At 44.8% G+C, this 16,286-nt stretch carries 13 protein-coding genes and 3 tRNA genes; 15 read left to right on the forward strand and 1 reads right to left on the reverse strand.

Features of this window, described 5'->3' with window-relative positions; translation table 11 throughout:
* Positions 1 to 19: 19 nt before the first annotated feature.
* The gene (gene rfbA, locus BQ7480_RS04680; protein ID WP_072541915.1) at positions 20 to 913 is read right to left on the reverse strand and encodes a glucose-1-phosphate thymidylyltransferase RfbA; all 894 of its coding nucleotides are present in this window, start codon (positions 911 to 913) and stop codon (positions 20 to 22) included.
* A gap of 207 nt (positions 914 to 1,120) precedes the next feature.
* Between rfbA and BQ7480_RS04685 the strand changes: the two genes are divergently transcribed.
* The 15 genes from BQ7480_RS04685 to BQ7480_RS04755 all read left to right on the forward strand — a co-directional run bounded on the left by BQ7480_RS04685 (position 1,121) and on the right by BQ7480_RS04755 (position 16,276).
* A tRNA-Cys gene (locus BQ7480_RS04685) sits at positions 1,121 to 1,192 on the forward strand.
* 24 nt (positions 1,193 to 1,216) lie between these two features.
* Positions 1,217 to 1,291: transfer RNA gene (locus BQ7480_RS04690), tRNA-Cys, on the forward strand.
* A gap of 11 nt (positions 1,292 to 1,302) precedes the next feature.
* Positions 1,303 to 1,375 (forward strand) — tRNA-Lys (locus BQ7480_RS04695).
* A 151-nt stretch (positions 1,376 to 1,526) separates the two neighbouring features.
* A complete protein-coding gene (locus BQ7480_RS04700; RefSeq protein WP_072541916.1) occupies positions 1,527 to 2,513 on the forward strand; it encodes a GntR family transcriptional regulator in 987 nt (328 codons plus the stop codon).
* 104 nt (positions 2,514 to 2,617) lie between these two features.
* A complete protein-coding gene (gene fucI, locus BQ7480_RS04705; protein WP_072541917.1) occupies positions 2,618 to 4,390 on the forward strand; it encodes an L-fucose isomerase in 1,773 nt (590 codons plus the stop codon).
* A 71-nt stretch (positions 4,391 to 4,461) separates the two neighbouring features.
* Positions 4,462 to 5,100 carry a class II aldolase/adducin family protein gene (locus BQ7480_RS04710; RefSeq protein ID WP_072541918.1) on the forward strand — a complete coding sequence of 213 codons (639 nt, stop codon included), beginning with the start codon at positions 4,462 to 4,464 and terminating at the stop codon, positions 5,098 to 5,100.
* Positions 5,097 to 6,440, forward strand: coding sequence for a rhamnulokinase (locus BQ7480_RS04715; RefSeq protein WP_072541919.1), 1,344 nt, complete (start codon positions 5,097 to 5,099; stop codon positions 6,438 to 6,440). The genes BQ7480_RS04710 and BQ7480_RS04715 overlap by 4 nt, the downstream gene beginning before the upstream one ends.
* Positions 6,441 to 6,482: 42 nt before the next feature.
* Positions 6,483 to 7,796 carry an L-fucose:H+ symporter permease gene (gene fucP / locus BQ7480_RS04720; protein ID WP_072541920.1) on the forward strand — a complete coding sequence of 438 codons (1,314 nt, stop codon included), beginning with the start codon at positions 6,483 to 6,485 and terminating at the stop codon, positions 7,794 to 7,796.
* Between the two features lie 265 nt (positions 7,797 to 8,061).
* Positions 8,062 to 8,802 carry a cytochrome c biogenesis ResB family protein gene (locus BQ7480_RS04725; RefSeq protein WP_235816636.1) on the forward strand — a complete coding sequence of 247 codons (741 nt, stop codon included), beginning with the start codon at positions 8,062 to 8,064 and terminating at the stop codon, positions 8,800 to 8,802.
* Positions 8,803 to 8,847: 45 nt separating this feature from the next.
* Positions 8,848 to 9,630 (forward strand): cytochrome c biogenesis protein, encoded by a 783-nt coding sequence (locus BQ7480_RS04730; protein WP_072541922.1) that lies wholly within the window; start codon positions 8,848 to 8,850, stop codon positions 9,628 to 9,630.
* 52 nt (positions 9,631 to 9,682) lie between these two features.
* On the forward strand, positions 9,683 to 11,068 hold the full coding sequence (locus BQ7480_RS04735) for a cytochrome-c peroxidase (RefSeq protein WP_072541923.1): 1,386 nt from the start codon (positions 9,683 to 9,685) through the stop codon (positions 11,066 to 11,068).
* A 205-nt stretch (positions 11,069 to 11,273) separates the two neighbouring features.
* Complete coding sequence (locus BQ7480_RS18295; RefSeq protein WP_072543902.1) at positions 11,274 to 11,492, forward strand: 2TM domain-containing protein; 219 nt, start codon at positions 11,274 to 11,276, stop codon at positions 11,490 to 11,492.
* 135 nt (positions 11,493 to 11,627) lie between these two features.
* The gene (locus BQ7480_RS04745; protein ID WP_022352921.1) at positions 11,628 to 12,245 is read left to right on the forward strand and encodes a hypothetical protein; all 618 of its coding nucleotides are present in this window, start codon (positions 11,628 to 11,630) and stop codon (positions 12,243 to 12,245) included.
* Entirely contained in the window at positions 12,239 to 12,526 is a 288-nt protein-coding gene (locus BQ7480_RS04750; protein WP_022352920.1) for a winged helix-turn-helix domain-containing protein, read from the forward strand. Before BQ7480_RS04745 ends, BQ7480_RS04750 begins: the two co-directional genes overlap by 7 nt.
* A gap of 585 nt (positions 12,527 to 13,111) precedes the next feature.
* Entirely contained in the window at positions 13,112 to 16,276 is a 3,165-nt protein-coding gene (locus BQ7480_RS04755) for a SusC/RagA family TonB-linked outer membrane protein (protein WP_394332617.1), read from the forward strand.
* The last annotated feature ends 10 nt before the right edge of the window (positions 16,277 to 16,286 follow it).

Here is a 16,286-nt window from a genome sequence, read left to right on the forward strand (position 1 = left end):
TGTGAATGATTAATATCATTTATCGGTTGTTCTTTTGCAATTCGTCGATGACCTTCAGTAAATACTGGCCGTATTGGTTTTTCAGCATGGGCTGGGCCAGTTCTCTCATCTTTTCGGGGGTAATCCAGCCTTGTCGCAGGGCTATTCCTTCCAGGCAGGCAACTTTCAGTCCTTGTCGTTTTTCAATTACCTCGATGTAGGTGGATGCCTCTGCCAGCGAGTCGTGTGTGCCGGTGTCCAGCCAGGCGAATCCTCTTCCCAAAGTCTGGACTTTCAGTTCTCCGTCGGCCAGGAAACGCTGGTTCACCGAAGTGATTTCCAGTTCACCGCGGGCGGAAGGTTTGATTTGTTTGGCCACTTCCACCACTTTGTTCGGATAGAAATAAAGGCCTGTCACGGCATAGTTGGACTTGGGGTGCCGAGGCTTTTCTTCAATGGACAGGCAATTTCCTTCCTTGTCGAATTCAGCCACTCCATAACGTTCCGGGTCGCTCACCCAATAGCCGAAAACGGTCGCTTTTCCTTCTTCTTCGGCCATACGGACCGCTTCTTTCAGCATCACCGTGAAGCTGTTCCCATGGAAAATATTGTCACCCAGTACCAGGCAGACTGCATCCTTTCCTATAAATTCTTCTCCAATCAGGAATGCTTGTGCCAGTCCGTCGGGGGAAGGCTGTTCTGCATATTCAAAATGTACGCCGAAATCGCTTCCGTCTCCTAGCAGCCGGCGGAATCCGGGAAGGTCGTAAGGAGTAGAAATAATCAGAATATCACGTATCCCTGCCAGCATCAGCACAGATATCGGGTAATAAATCATGGGTTTGTCAAAAACTGGAAGAAGTTGTTTGGAGACCCCTTTGGTTATAGGGTAGAGTCGAGTGCCCGACCCTCCTGCAAGAACAATACCTTTCATGGTTGAATGATTTTAATTAGTTTGCTGCAAAGAAAAAAGTTTTTTGTGAGAACTCAAAGTTTCTGCCTATTATCATTAAGGTAGAAAGGCTGTATGGGATACTTTTTGTAAAGAAAAATACAAATTCCTTTCTCCAGGTATTGTAAGTTTCAAAAATAGTTGTACCTTTGCAACGCATTTGAGAAAAACAAGTGCGGCGAACATTCTGGTTCCTTGGATGAGTGGCTTAGTCAGCGGTCTGCAAAACCGTGCACGGCGGTTCGAATCCGCCAGGAACCTCGCAAATTGGAAAGAGAGAACATCGGTTCCTTGGATGAGTGGCTTAGTCAGCGGTCTGCAAAACCGTGCACGGCGGTTCGAATCCGCCAGGAACCTCCAGACAACAAGATGCACTCTTAGCTCAGTTGGTAGAGCAACTGACTCTTAATCAGTGGGTCCAGGGTTCGAATCCCTGAGGGTGTACGAAGGATGGTTTTAGGGATTTTCCCTGAAACCATTTTTTTTGTTTCCAATTTTTCCTTTATCTGTTTTTAAACATAAAGCATTCTTTTGTGGTCTTACATAAAATCTTTTCCTTTGTGTCAGCATAGTTCAGCACAGATAATGCATTGATATGGATAAGAGTATACAATTTGGAAAACAGTCCACTAAGGTAAAGCAACTGTCGGATTGGATTGAACAGGACATCTTGATGGGAAAGTATCGGACGGATACGAGTTTGCCTTCTATCAATGTGTTGAGCAGAACCTACCATGTGTCGCGTGATACGGTATTTAAAGCTTTTGCCGACTTGCGTGAAAGGCGTTTGATTGATTCTACTCCCGGCAAGGGATATTACGTCATTAACCGGCAAGAGAAGATTTTTCTGTTGCTGGATGAATATTCACCTTTTAAGAATACCTTATATAATAGTTTTGTCAAGAAACTTTCTACCTTGTATAAGGTAGATCTTTGGTTTCATCAGTATAATGAACATATATTCGACACCATCTTGCGGGAAGCTATCGGGAGATACAATTATTATGTGGTCATGAATTTTGACAATGAAAGGTTTTCTCCTTTGTTCGATAAGATTCCCTCTTCCAGACTTTTACTACTCGACTTTGGCAAGTTTGAGAAAGGAAGCCATTCTTACATTTGCCAGAATTTCGATGAGGCTTTTTATAAAGCGCTGTCAGAATTGTCCGCACGTTTGAAGCGTTATCGTAAAATTGTGTTCCAGCTTCCTCAAGAATCTAAGCATCCCCATTCTTCCATACAGAGTTTTGAAGCTTATTGCCGTGACAATCATTTTGGGGCGGATGTGATACAAGATGAAGAGATTCAGGAAATAGAAAAGGGGGTTGTGTACGTTGTTATCCGGCAAACAGACGTGGTGAACGTCATTAAGCGGAGTAGGGAGAGAGGATTGAAGTGTGGGGTTGATTTTGGATTGATTGCCTATAACGATACGCCAGCTTATGAAGTGATAGATGAGGGAATTACGGCACTTAGCATTAACTGGGAAGAAATGGGAAGAAAAGCGGCGCATTTTATTTTGACAGGTGAAGGCGTACAGGAATTTCTTCCTACGGAAGTGCATCTTCGATGTTCTGTTTGATAAAAATGAAAAGTGCGTATGCTGTGTCTCAGCTTCAGCACGGCCAGTATGGATAAATGAACAAGACAATATAATAGAAGTTTAACTTTGTAAAAAATCGAAACATGAAAAATTATCCGAAAATTGGGATTCGTCCCACCATTGACGGGCGTCAGGGTGGCGTTCGTGAAAGCCTTGAAGAAAAGACTATGAATCTGGCTAAAGCCGTAGCCGAATTGATTTCTTCCAATCTGAGAAACGGTGATGGAAGTCCCGTGGAATGTGTAATTGCAGATTCTACCATCGGGCGAGTAGCTGAAAGTGCAGCTTGTGCCGAAAAATTTGAACGTGAAGGGGTGGGAGCTACTATTACTGTCACTTCCTGCTGGTGTTACGGGGCTGAAACAATGGACATGAATCCTTATTATCCGAAGGCTGTGTGGGGATTCAATGGAACGGAAAGACCGGGAGCGGTGTATTTGGCAGCGGTGTTGGCCGGACATGCACAGAAAGGATTGCCGGCATTTGGCATTTACGGTCATGATGTGCAAGATATAGAAGACAACACTATTCCGGCTGATGTAGCCGAAAAGATTCTGCGCTTTGCCCGTGCAGCTCAGGCAGTGGCAACCATGAGAGGAAAGTCCTATCTTTCGATGGGTAGCGTGTCCATGGGAATTGCCGGTTCGATTGTAAATCCGGATTTCTTCCAGGAATATTTGGGTATGCGTTGTGAATCAGTGGATTTGACCGAGATTATCCGCCGTATGACCGAAGGAATTTACGATAAGGAGGAATATGCCAAGGCGATGGCATGGACTGAAAAGTATTGTAAAAAGAATGAAGGAAAGGATTTCAACGTGGAAGCAAAGGTCAAGACACGTGCTGAAAAAGATGCCGACTGGGAGTTTATCGTGAAAATGACGATTATCATGCGCGATTTGATGACTGGAAATCCGAAACTCAAGGAATTGGGTTTCAAGGAAGAGGCATTGGGACATAATGCCATTGCAGCCGGTTTCCAGGGTCAGCGCCAGTGGACAGACTTTTATCCCAATGGGGATTTCTCGGAAGCATTGCTGAATACGTCTTTTGATTGGAACGGCATTCGTGAGGCTTACGTGGTAGCAACAGAAAATGATGCTTGCAATGGAGTAGCCATGCTCTTCGGCCATTTGTTGACCAACCGTGCACAGATTTTCTCTGATGTACGTACCTACTGGAGTCCGGAAGCCGTGAAACGTGTGACAGGTAAGGAACTGACCGGACTGGCACAGAATGGCATTATTCATTTGATTAATTCCGGAGCTACCACATTGGATGGTACAGGACAGCAGACCGATGCCAATGGCAATCCGGCGATGAAGCCGTCTTGGGAAATTACGGAGAGCGAAGTGGAAAAATGCTTGGAAGCAACTACTTGGTATCCGGCCAACAGAGACTATTTCCGTGGAGGTGGTTTCTCTTCTAACTTCTTGTCAAAGGGGGGCATGCCTGTCACCATGAGCCGTTTGAACTTGATTAAAGGACTGGGTCCGGTTCTCCAGATTGCAGAAGGATGGACAGTGGAAATCGATCCGGAAATCCATAAGCTGCTGGATGAACGTACCGACCGTACATGGCCGACTACTTGGTTTGTACCCCGCTTGTGCGACAAACCGGCTTTCAAGGATGTTTATTCTGTCATGAATAATTGGGGAGCTAATCATGGAGCCATCAGTTACGGGCACATTGGTCAAGATTTGATTACGCTGGCTTCTATTCTGCGTATTCCGGTTTGCATGCACAATGTGGAAGATGACAAGATTTTCCGTCCCGCCGCATGGAATGCATTTGGTATGGATAAAGAAGGAGCTGATTACCGGGCATGTCAGAATTACGGTCCTATTTATAAATAACTCATTTAATTTTGCCGGAACGGATGGGAGAACCCGTTTGTTCCGGCTATATATCCATTCTTGATAAGATTATGATTACAAACGAACAGATTGAAGAATTTTTGAAGCAGGCTCATCGGGTAGGTGATGCCGGATTGACCGTGTGCAGCAGTGGTAATCTTTCATGGCGTGTGGGCGATGAAGTGCTGGTGTCTGGCACAGGCTCGTGGGTTCCTTCCCTGACAAAAGATAAAGTGGCGGTTTGCCGGCTGGAAAACGGAGAGGTGTTGAATGGAGTAAAACCCTCCATGGAAAGTGTTTTTCATTTGGGAGTGTTGAGAGAGCGTCCCGATGTAAATGTGGTGCTTCATTTCCAGTCACCCTATGCTACTGTGGTGTCGTGCATGGAAAATACCCCCAAAGATTTTAATGTGACAGCAGAAGTGCCTTGCCATGTGGGAGCAGAGATTCCGGTCATTCCGTATTTCCGTCCGGGTTCCAAAGAATTGGCTGAGGCTGTGATTGCAGCTATGAAGTCGCATAATTCCGTATTGCTTCAAAAGCATGGGCAGGTGGTTTGCGGAAAAGACTTTGACCAGGCTTTCGAAAGAGCGATGTTTTTTGAAATGGCGTGCCGTATCATTGTGCTTTCCGGAGGTAAATACAAGACGTTGACAGCGGAAGAGATTGATGATCTCGACACATATATTTTAGGAAAAAAGACGAAATGAAAGAAGCATATTTAGCGATAGATTTTGGAGGAGGTAGCGGCAGAGTAATTGCCGGCTACCTTTCCGGTGACGAACTTCAGCTGGATACGGTACATCGTTTTTCCAATCGTCAGGTGCGGATGGGAGGACATATTTATTGGGATTTTCTTTCTTTGTTTGAAGAGATGAAAGTCGGTATCCGTATGGCGGTAGAAAAGGGATATTTTTTGAAAAGTATTGGAATAGATACTTGGGGCGTGGATTTCGGTTTGATTGATGCACAGGGAAATTTACTGGGGAATCCAGTCTGTTATCGCGACAGTCGTACGGAGGGTATGCCCGAGGAGTTTTTTTCGAAGGTGAATGTAGCGGCACATTATGCGGAATCGGGTACACAGGTCATGGCAATCAATACTCTGTTTCAACTATATGCTATGCAAAAGGAAAACAATACATTGTTGAAGATCGCCGACAAATTGTTGTTCATGCCCGATTTGTTCAGCTATTATCTGACAGGAGTCGCCAACAATGAATATAGTATTGCTTCTACTTCCGAACTGCTGGATGCCAAGGCACGCACCTGGAATTTCAAACTGATTCGTGAATTGGGACTTCCAACGCATCTTTTTGGAGAAATTGTCATGCCGGGTACTTCACGTGGATTCTTGAAGCAGGAAATCAAGGAACAGATAGGAATAGACTATGAAGTGGAAGTGATAGCGGTGGCTTCGCATGACACCGCTAGTGCAGCCAGTGTGGTTCCTTCGTCTGTGGATGGAAAGAAAGTGGCTTTTTTGAGTTCAGGCACCTGGTCTTTGCTGGGAGTCATGAACCCTGAACCGATTTTGACAGAAGAAGCCCGTTTGGCTGGATTCACCAATGAAGGAGGAAGAGAAGGACAGATTTGTTTTTTGCAGAACATCACCGGATTGTGGATTCTGCAGAAACTGATGCAGGAATGGAAAGACGAGGGAAAGGATGTGGCCTACACTACCTTGTTGCCGGCTGCGGAATGTGCGGAAACCGAGGCGTTGATTGATGTGGATGAGGCCGATTTCCAGTGCCCGGTGCGTATGGCAGATGCGATTGCCGCTTATTGTGTGGCTCAGGGGCAGAAACCGCCTGTCACTCAAGGAGAATTTGTGAAATGTGTGCTTCGTTCGCTGGCCTTGCGTTATAAAACGGGCTTGGAGGCCCTGAACCGTCTTTTGCCGGAACCTGTCGCAAAACTGTATGTCATAGGCGGAGGAAGTCAGAACAAATATTTGAATCGGCTGACAGAAGAAGCCATTGGAATTCCCGTAGTAGAAGGACCGGTTGAGGCCACTGCCATCGGAAATATCATGCAACAAATCAAGTGACAGGATAAAAAAATCTACTGTCCTTATTAAAAATCTGATACCATGAATAAAACGTCAAATAACCAATCCATATTGAAAAAGGATGGGGTGAATTTTCTGATTCCCTTTATTCTGATTACTTTTTGTTTTGCCTTGTGGGGATTTGCCAATGACATTACCAATCCCATGGTCAAGGCTTTCTCCAAAATATTCAGGATGAGCGTGACCGACGGAACCTTGGTGCAAGTCGCATTTTACGGCGGATACTTTGCCATGGCTTTTCCGGCTGCGATGTTTATCCGCAAGTATTCCTACAAGGCAGGCGTTATGTTGGGCCTGGGACTGTATGCCTTGGGAGCCCTGTCTTTTTTCCCAGCCAAGTTAACCGGAAACTATTATCCCTTTTTGCTGGCCTATTTCATTATGACGTGCGGATTGTCTTTTCTGGAAACCAGTTGTAATCCTTATATTCTGTCGATGGGAACAGAAGAAACCGCTACCCGCCGCCTGAATCTGGCACAGGCATTCAATCCCATAGGTTCCTTGATGGGAATGTTTGTCGCCATGAATTTCATCCAGAATCAGCTCCATCCGCTGGATACCGCCGAGCGTGCCCAGCTCAGCCAGACCGAATTTGAGGCTATCCGTGATTCGGACTTGAGTATCCTCATCACTCCTTATCTGGCCATTGGTGTGTTGATTTTGATTATGCTGCTGGTCATTCGTCTGACAAAGATGCCTAAAAATGCTGACCAGTCTCATGCCATCAACTTTATTCCTACTTTGAAACGCTTGTATGCCGTGAAGCGGTATCGTTATGGGGTAGTGGCGCAGTTCTTTTATGTCGGAGCGCAGATCATGTGCTGGACTTTCATCATTCAGTATGGCACCCGTTTATTTATGTCACAAGGCATGGAAGAGCAGGCGGCTGAAGTTTTGTCACAGAAATACAACATTATCGCCATGGTCATTTTCTGTATCAGCCGTTTTGTTTGTACCCTGATGTTGAAATATGTCAATCCGGGCCAATTGTTGAAAGTGCTTGCCATTGCAGCTTCCCTGTGTGTGCTCGGTGTGATATTCTTGCAGAATATCTATGGCATATATTGTCTGGTGGGAGTTTCCGCCTGTATGTCACTGATGTTTCCCACCATCTATGGTATTGCGTTAAAAGGAATGGGCGACGATGCGAAGTTTGGTGCCGCCGGATTGATTATGGCCATTCTTGGAGGTTCGGTACTCCCTCCCTTGCAGGCTTCTCTGATAGATTGCAAGACCCTGTTGGGTATGCCGGCTGTAAATGTGTCGTTCGTACTTCCGCTAATTTGTTTTCTGGTCATTATAGTCTATGGCCACCGGATGCGCCGGGAAAAATAAGAGCCAACAAACCCATTTTTCCAGTTTTTAAAGGAAAATGGGTTTGTTATATTTACAAGTTTGTTGTAATATTCAATTAAGTTCTTATCTTTGCAGATATTTCACCAACTTATGATGAATGAACTTAAAGACTAACTTACTATTCATTGCATTGTTGCTGCTTTCCATAGTAGTGCAATGTGTTTTTGGCAATTTTCCGTTTGCCTTTTTCGCTTTTCCGTTGGATGTTCTCCTAGCCTTGCTTTGGATAGGAGGAATGGTATATATGTATAAGGAGAAGCGTTCTTCCCAAGCCGTCAGGCTATGGTTTTCTTCTCAATGTACTTACTGGACATTAGGCTGGTTCCTGGCCGGTTGTCTGGTTATCGGTTTGTTTCCTCAACTTTCTGTACAGGAAACTGCGGAGAAATCGGGTATCTTTTCCCGCTTGGGATGCTACAATTTCATGTCTTCCTGGATTTTTGTGACAGGTCTGTTCGCTTTGCTCACCCATTTGGGGATGATTACCTTGAAGAGAGGATTTCTTCCGGGGCGTAACCGGTGGCGTTTTGTACTCAACCATGCCGGATTGTGGCTGGCCCTTTTTGCCGGAGTGATAGGAAGCGCCGAAGAACAGACGCTGCGTATCCCGGTGTTTCGGGATTCCCCTAGCAATGAGGCTTATTCGGAACAAGGAACCAAGGTTTATCTGCCAAAAGCATTACAGCTTACTGATTTTGCCGTGGACTATTATCCCAATGGAAACCCGCGTCATTTTTCTGCGGAAGTTTCGGTAGACGGACAGCCGGTTCATCTGGAGGTAAATCATCCTTATGCGGCAAACTGGGCCGAAGATTATTATCTGACATCTTATGATGTGCAGTCGCCGCAGCCTCGGTATTGCGTGGTCCAGATTGTGCGTGAACCCTTGAAACACCTCATGTGGCTGGGCATCGTGATGATGTTGTGTGGAAGTGGCCTGCTGTTTTTGGCTGGCCCTGACAGGCGGAGAATGACTTCATATTAAGAAATATTGATGACTAGACTTTATTAAAACGAATACTTTGCATACATGATTACGTGGAATAATTTTCATTGGTTTGCCCTTTCGGCCATAGCCTTGTGGGGCAGTGGGGCAGGTGTTGCGTTGTTTTCCAGAGAGCGTAACCGGTGGGCCATCCTGCTGACATTGTCGGGCATCCTGGTCTTTGGGGTGTTTATTGCCGGTTTCTGGATATACTTGCAGCGTCCTCCTTTGCGCACCATGGGTGAGACCCGGTTGTGGTATTCCTTTTTTATGGGAGTTTCCGGACTGCTGACCTATATCCGCTGGAAATATCCTTGGATATTGTCCTTTTCTACGGTGGTAGGTGCGGTATTTGCTCTTATCAATATCCTGAAACCCGAAATTCATGACCAGTCTCTCATGCCTGCCTTGCAGAGTCCGTGGTTCATTCCCCATGTCACAATTTACATGTTTTCTTACTCTGTGCTGGGATGCGCCTTTATCTTGTCGTGCATGGGACTCTTTAAGCATCGTGCGAACTATCTTGAAGCAGCCGACAAACTGGTTTATGCAGGGTTGGCTTTTCTTACCGTCGGTATGCTTACAGGGGCTATCTGGGCCAAGGCAGCCTGGGGACATTATTGGAGCTGGGATCCGAAAGAGACCTGGGCCGCAGTGACGTGGACGGGCTATTTGTTGTATGTACACCTCCGACTGTTCCGTAGGAATGCTTCCCGCATGCTGTACTGGATATTAATTGTTTCTTTTCTGTCGCTTCAGATGTGCTGGTATGGAGTAAACTACCTTCCAGCGGCTCGGCAGAGTGTGCATTTGTATAACCGTTCTTAGCATTTTCATTGTGTGAGATATTTATCAAGTTATTAATTTTAATCGTATTCTTATGAAAAAAAGAACAAAGATTGTGTTTTCTGTGCTGGTTGTGGCTGCGGTGCTTGCCGGAACCTATCGGGTGGTAAACCGTCCGCCTTCAGCCAGTCTGGAAAGTAGTGCTCAAATGGAGGAAATCATTGCGAGCAGTGGTTGTATGGCCTGTCATACAGCCAATCCGGAACTGCCTTTCTACGCCGGACTTCCGGTGGCTGGCAAGTTGGTGAAAGAAGATGTCCGTCTGGCTTATCGTTCATTCGACATGTCTCCGATGCTGGAAGCTTTGAAGAAAGGGGAGAAAATCAGCGAAGTTGATTTGGCTAAAGTGGAAAAGGTGATTCTGGACGGTACCATGCCGATGGCTAAATATTATCTGGTGCATTGGGGGGCTTCTTTAAATGACACCGAAAAGCAGATGGCGCTTTCTTGGGTGAAGTCGCAGCGGGCCGCGTTCTATCCCAATCAGTTGGCAGATGCCCAGTGGAGCAATGAAACCATCCGTCCGGTGCAGGATTCCGTGCCGGTGGATATGCGTAAGGTGATATTGGGTAACCTGCTGTTCCACGACGTACGTTTGTCGGCCGACAATACCGTGTCATGCTCCTCTTGTCACGGATTGAATACGGGTGGAGTAGACAACAAGCCGTTTTCGGAAGGTGTAGGCGGACAGCATGGAGGTGTGAACGCACCGACGGTCTTCAATGCGTTGTATAATTTTGTGCAGTTCTGGGACGGACGTGCCGCTACATTGGCCGACCAGGCAGCCGGACCTCCTTTGAACCCGGTAGAAATGGCTTGCAAGTCGTTCGATGAAATCTGTGATAAGCTTAAAGCAGATGCGGCATTCAGCAAGGCATTTACGGAAGTATATCCCGACGGCATTAACGAAGCCAACATCACGAATGCCATTCAGGAGTTTGAAAAAACTCTGCTCACGCCGAATTCGCGTTTCGACAAATACCTGAAAGGGGATATGGCAGCGTTGACAACCGAAGAACTGGCCGGATATGATTTGTTCAAGAAATACAATTGCGCCACTTGCCATGTAGGCGAGAACATGGGCGGACAGTCGTACGAACTGATGGGTATCAAGCAGGACTATTTTGCCGACCGTGGTACGGAACTGACCGTGGAAGACAACGGTCGTTTCAAGGAAACAAAGAACGAAAGAGACCGTCACCGCTTCAAAGTGCCCGGCTTACGCAATGTGGCACTGACTGCGCCTTATTTCCATGACGCCACTCAGGCTACACTGGAAGATGCTGTCAGAGCCATGGGAAAATATGAAGTCGGTGTAGATTTGTCGCAGCAGGAAGTGAAGCAGATTGTTGCTTTCTTGCAGACGCTGACGGGTGAGTATCAAGGTAAATTGTTGACGAATGTGAATTTGCAGAAATAAGAGTATACCTATTATATAATAAGAACCGTTTCAGTCATTCAAGCTGGAACGGTTTTTTTATTTATTTTTTCCGCTTTTGTTTGGTTTATAAAATAAACTTATTTATATTTGCAGTGAAAGCAAGAGAGAAGCGCGCCTCCTTGCTTTTATTTATCAGTTTATGGTTTATAATATAAACTATTTTGTTTAATCAAAAGGAGGAATGATGGAAACGATTAAAAATTGGGGGCGGTGTTGTCGCCGGTGGCCTGCACATTTAAAGCTAAAAATTATGCGATATGTGGTGATGAATCTTTTCCTGGCAATGTTGAATTATGCAACCTCCCCGCACTGCTGGTGGGTAGGATGGGTGGCCTTGGGCTGGGGCCTGAGTCTTTCCATGGAAATCATTTCATGGTATTACACGGATAAGGAGGAAAAATAATGAAACGTTTGTGGAGTTTATGCTTGTTATTGAGAAGTTTTGTCACTGGTATGGTGGCCCGAGAATTTAAGTGAAAATTTGGTTTATTTGATAAACTACATTATTTTTGAAAAACTAAAAACAAATGAGTGCCTTATGGAAGAAAAGAGATTATCAGAACGGGAAAGTCTGGAACTGATTTCACAGATGATTCATTCCACACGGAAAAATCTGGAAGTGGGCAGTGGCAACCAGTTTCTTTACTGGGGCTATTTTACTACCGCCCTTTCAGTATTGTTGTTTTTGTTGGTGTACTACACGGGTGATTCCCGCTGGAATTTTGGTTGGTTCACTATGTTTTTGTTCTGGGGCTTCATGCTTTGGGAACAGCGTCGGCAGGTCGCGGAGGTGATTACTTATACAGACCGTGCCATTACGCAGGTCTGGAAAGTGATAGGAAGTCTGTTTGTGCTGACGGTGCTTATCATGTGCTTGCTGACCTTTTATTATGGAAGAGTGGATTTTTCACTGATGCTTCCTCTTTCCTTGCTTTATTGCGGCATCGGTGTTTCCATTACCGGTGTGGTTATCCGCAGCCGTCTGGTGACGTGGTGTCCGCTGGTGGCTTTCTGCTTTGCCATCTATATGCTGATGGCCTACACCATCCACCAGTCTTCCACGGTCGACTGGAATCTGTATTTCGGATTGTCGTTTCTGGTGATGATGGTTTTGCCCGGCCATTATTTGAACCGTAAAGCCCGTCAGGTATGTTGAAGGAATTAAATCCGTTGCTCCATTCCCAGTTGCGGCTGGCGGTGATGTCCATTCTTTTGTCGGTGGAGGAAGCCGAGTTCGTATACCTGAAAGAGCAGACCCAGGCAACGGCGGGTAATCTCAGTGTTCAGCTCGACAAACTGAATGAGGCCGGCTACATCGAGATTGAGAAGAGTTTTGCGGGCAAGAAACCTCGTACCGTTTGCCGGATGACTGCAAAAGGCAGGGAGGCCATGGCAGAATATGTGGAAGCACTGAGAGAATATTTCCCTGGATTTTGAGGATTTTTGAATACATTGGAGGAGATATGAGTCCTCGTGAAAAACGCAAGTACGTTTGCTCGAAAACGCACTTGCGTTTTGTTTTAAATGCACTTGCGTTTTAAGTAAAACGTACTTGCGTTTTTTTGATGAGTCTTTTTTTGAATTTAGGTCAATTTTTTCTTGTTTCTATGGCTCTGTTTTTTCTCGATGTTTTACTTTTGTAAAGTATTATTGTTTTAAAAAAATATAAGATGAAACTAGACGCTTTTGAACTAATCCTTTCATACAATAACTGATTTGACAAGACTTTTTAGTGGAGAGGGGTTTGAAATCCCTCTTTTTTATGTTGTACAACCTAAATGTATCCTGAGATAATAAAAATGTAACATTTTCAGTGGTTATGTAACACGGCATGCAGTTGTTGGTAATGCTAAATAACTTGCATGAGTCAAATAAAAAATATATTTGTGATGTGTTAAATGAACTATAATTGTGTAATCTTAAATGAAATGCGTAATGGATACTAAGGGAAAAGACGGAGGATAACGAAAGTAATGTTATTAGGTAACTCTTTGTAATTTTTTATTTTTAATTATTGGTATAATGAAAAACATAAGACAAAAGTTTCTCGAGAATAATTCTTCCAGGCAGAAGATATTTCTCATGCGAAGCCACATTTTCTTTTTGTTATTTCTATTCTGTAGCGTTTCGTTGATGGCGCAGAATGGTATTCTGGTGAAAGGAAAGGTGCTTGACGCAAACGATGAGCCCTTGATTGGTGCGGCTATTGTATTAAAAGGTAATACAAATGTGGGAACGGTCGCCGACTTGGACGGTAATTTTTCACTTCAAGTCCCCAGTCAGAATTCTGTGCTGACGGTTTCTTATCTGGGAATGACTCCACAAGATGTGAAGGTAAATGGAAAAACAATGATTGTGGTTGTATTGCGCGAGGACAGTGAAGTGCTGGATGAAGTGGTGGTTGTCGGTTATGGACAACAGAAAAAGGCCTCAGTTGTGGGAGCGATTACACAGACATCTTCTAAAGTGTTGGAACGCGCGGGTGGTGTTTCCGATTTGGGTTCTGCATTGACAGGTAACTTGCCAGGTGTCATTACTACGGCTTCTACCGGTATGCCGGGTGAAGAGGATCCGCAGATTGTAATTCGTGGAGCAAGTTCATGGAACAATAGCTCTCCTTTGATTCTGGTGGATGGTATTGAACGTCCGATGTCGGGAATTGATGTCAATTCAGTGGAATCTATTTCCGTATTGAAAGATGCGTCAGCCACAGCAGTGTATGGTGTAAAAGGTGCAAACGGTGTAATCTTGATTACAACAAAGCGTGGTAAAGAAGGTAAGGCTACCATTAATGTGGGTGGTAGTATGGCATTGAAGATGCCTTCCAAATTGCCTAACAAACTGGATTCATACGATGCGTTCCAATTGCGTAATGATGCAGTGGAATATGAATTGGGTTTGACACCCGATTCATGGATGTACATGATGTCGCAAGAACAGATGAATAAGTATCGTAATCCGGCCAATCAGGCAGAAGCGGAACGCTATCCTAATATTGACTGGGCAGACTGGATGTTTAAGGATTATGCATTCTCTGAAAATGCAAACGTCAGTGTGAGTGGTGGTACACAGTTCGTGAAGTATTATGCTGCCATTGACTACCAGCATGAAGGTGACTTGTTCAAGGAATATGATAACGGTCGTGGTTATCAGACAGCGTATGGATATAACCGTGTGAACATGCGTAGTAACCTTGACTTCCAGCTGACTAAGACTACCTTATTGAAAACCAATCTTTCCGGTTCTCATGGCGTGAAGCAAGGACCTCGTACGGATTATGAATATAACATCTGGGGAAGTGCCTATACAACTCCTCCTAATGTATTTTATCCCCGTTATGAAGATGGAACTTGGGGATATGACCCGATTAACAATGCCAATAACTCGGTAGCCGGACTGGCTTTGGCTGGGCAGAATACACGTACTACCACCCGTCTGACCACAGACTTCACATTGGAGCAGAAACTGGATTTCATCGTAAAGGGTTTGAGTGCCAAAGCTTCTATCTCCTGGGATAACGTTTTCTATGAACAGAACCGTGGTGTAAGCTCAACAGACCAGGCTTTGTATAAATACATTAATCCGGAAACAGGAGCTGTCAGCTATAACCCCAGTCAGGGTAGTCATAATTTTGATTTCCATGAACAAATCAACTGGGTGGCTGAAGGAGGTGCCATCGATGACAATGCTACGGAACGTCATCTATATTATTCTGCTCAGATTGATTATAACAATACATTCGGTAAACATACGGTAGGTGCCATGGGATTGTTCAGCCGCCAGGAACGTGCGAAAGGTAGTATTGTTCCGAACTATCGCGAAGACTGGGCTTTCCGTGTGACTTATAACTATGCCAACAAGTACTTCTTGGAATATAATGGTGCGTATAACGGTTCTGATAAGTTCAGTGCTGATAACCGTTTCGTATTCTTCAACTCTGGTGCTCTTGGTTGGATGGTTAGTGAAGAAAAATTCATGAAGAAAATCAAGTTCCTTGATATGTTGAAGCTGAGAGCTTCTTACGGTGAAATCGGTAATGACGTAATCGGTGACGAATGGGATACTACTCGCCGCTGGTTGTATATGGATCAGTGGGAAACTGGAGGCAATATTGCGACCGGTTTGTATAATGTGGCCAGCCCTTACACTTTCTATCGCCAGAAAACGGTAGGTAATACGGACATTCACTGGGAAGTGGTTCGTAAGTTCAATTTTGGTATCGATTATTCATTCTTGGGAGGTTTGTTTGCCGGTAATGTGGAAATCTTTAGAGACAGACGTTCCGACATTCTTATCAGCGGTTCCGATCGTGCCATGCCTTCTTACTTCGGCGGTATTGTCAGTGCACCTTGGGTAAATATGGGTAAGGTTAAGAATCGCGGTTATGAGCTGGAACTTCGTTTCAACAAGACTTTGAGAAACAGCTTGCATTTGTGGGCCAATATGAACATGACGCATGCGGTCAATGAGGTGATTGAAGCAGACGATCCAGAATTGCTTCCTGATTATCAGAAAGATGCAGGAAAGGCCATCGGCCAGACCCATACTTATGTAGACCATGGTTACACACAAACGATGGATGACGTATACGGAAGTACGGCTTTTGAATCAAACGATGACCAGAAACTGCCTGGTACTTACTATATTCTCGATTACAACGGTGATGGTGTGATTAACTCTTACGACCAGATTCCTTACGGATATTCAGGCAGTCCTCAGAACACATACAGTGCTTCTCTCGGATTCGATTATAAAGGATGGAGTTTCTTCATCCAGTTCTACGGAGTTAATAATGTAACCCGTCAGGTGGTGTTCTCTACATTCGGTCAGAAACAGTTGATTGCCTACGATGAAGGTTCACGCTGGAGTAAGTATAACGCAAATCCGGATGTGCCGATGCCTCGTTTTGGCTCTACCACCAATAGTTATTATGATGCAGCCCGTTACTTCTATGACGGTTCATATATTCGTTTGAAGAATGTTGAGTTGTCTTATACCTTTACTAGCGGCTGGATTAAGAGTTTGGGACTTTCTAATTTGAAACTATATGTTAATGGTAATAACCTTTGGGTATGGACTCGTATGCCTGATGACCGTGAATCAAACTTTGCAGGTACCGGTTGGGCTTCACAAGGTGCTTATCCTACGGTGAAACGTATTAACTTCGGTTTAAAATTCACATTATAAAATGATAAGT

Origin of the sequence: Bacteroides mediterraneensis (assembly GCF_900128455.1) — a bacterium.
GTDB classification, from domain to species: Bacteria; Bacteroidota; Bacteroidia; order Bacteroidales; family Bacteroidaceae; genus Phocaeicola; species Phocaeicola mediterraneensis.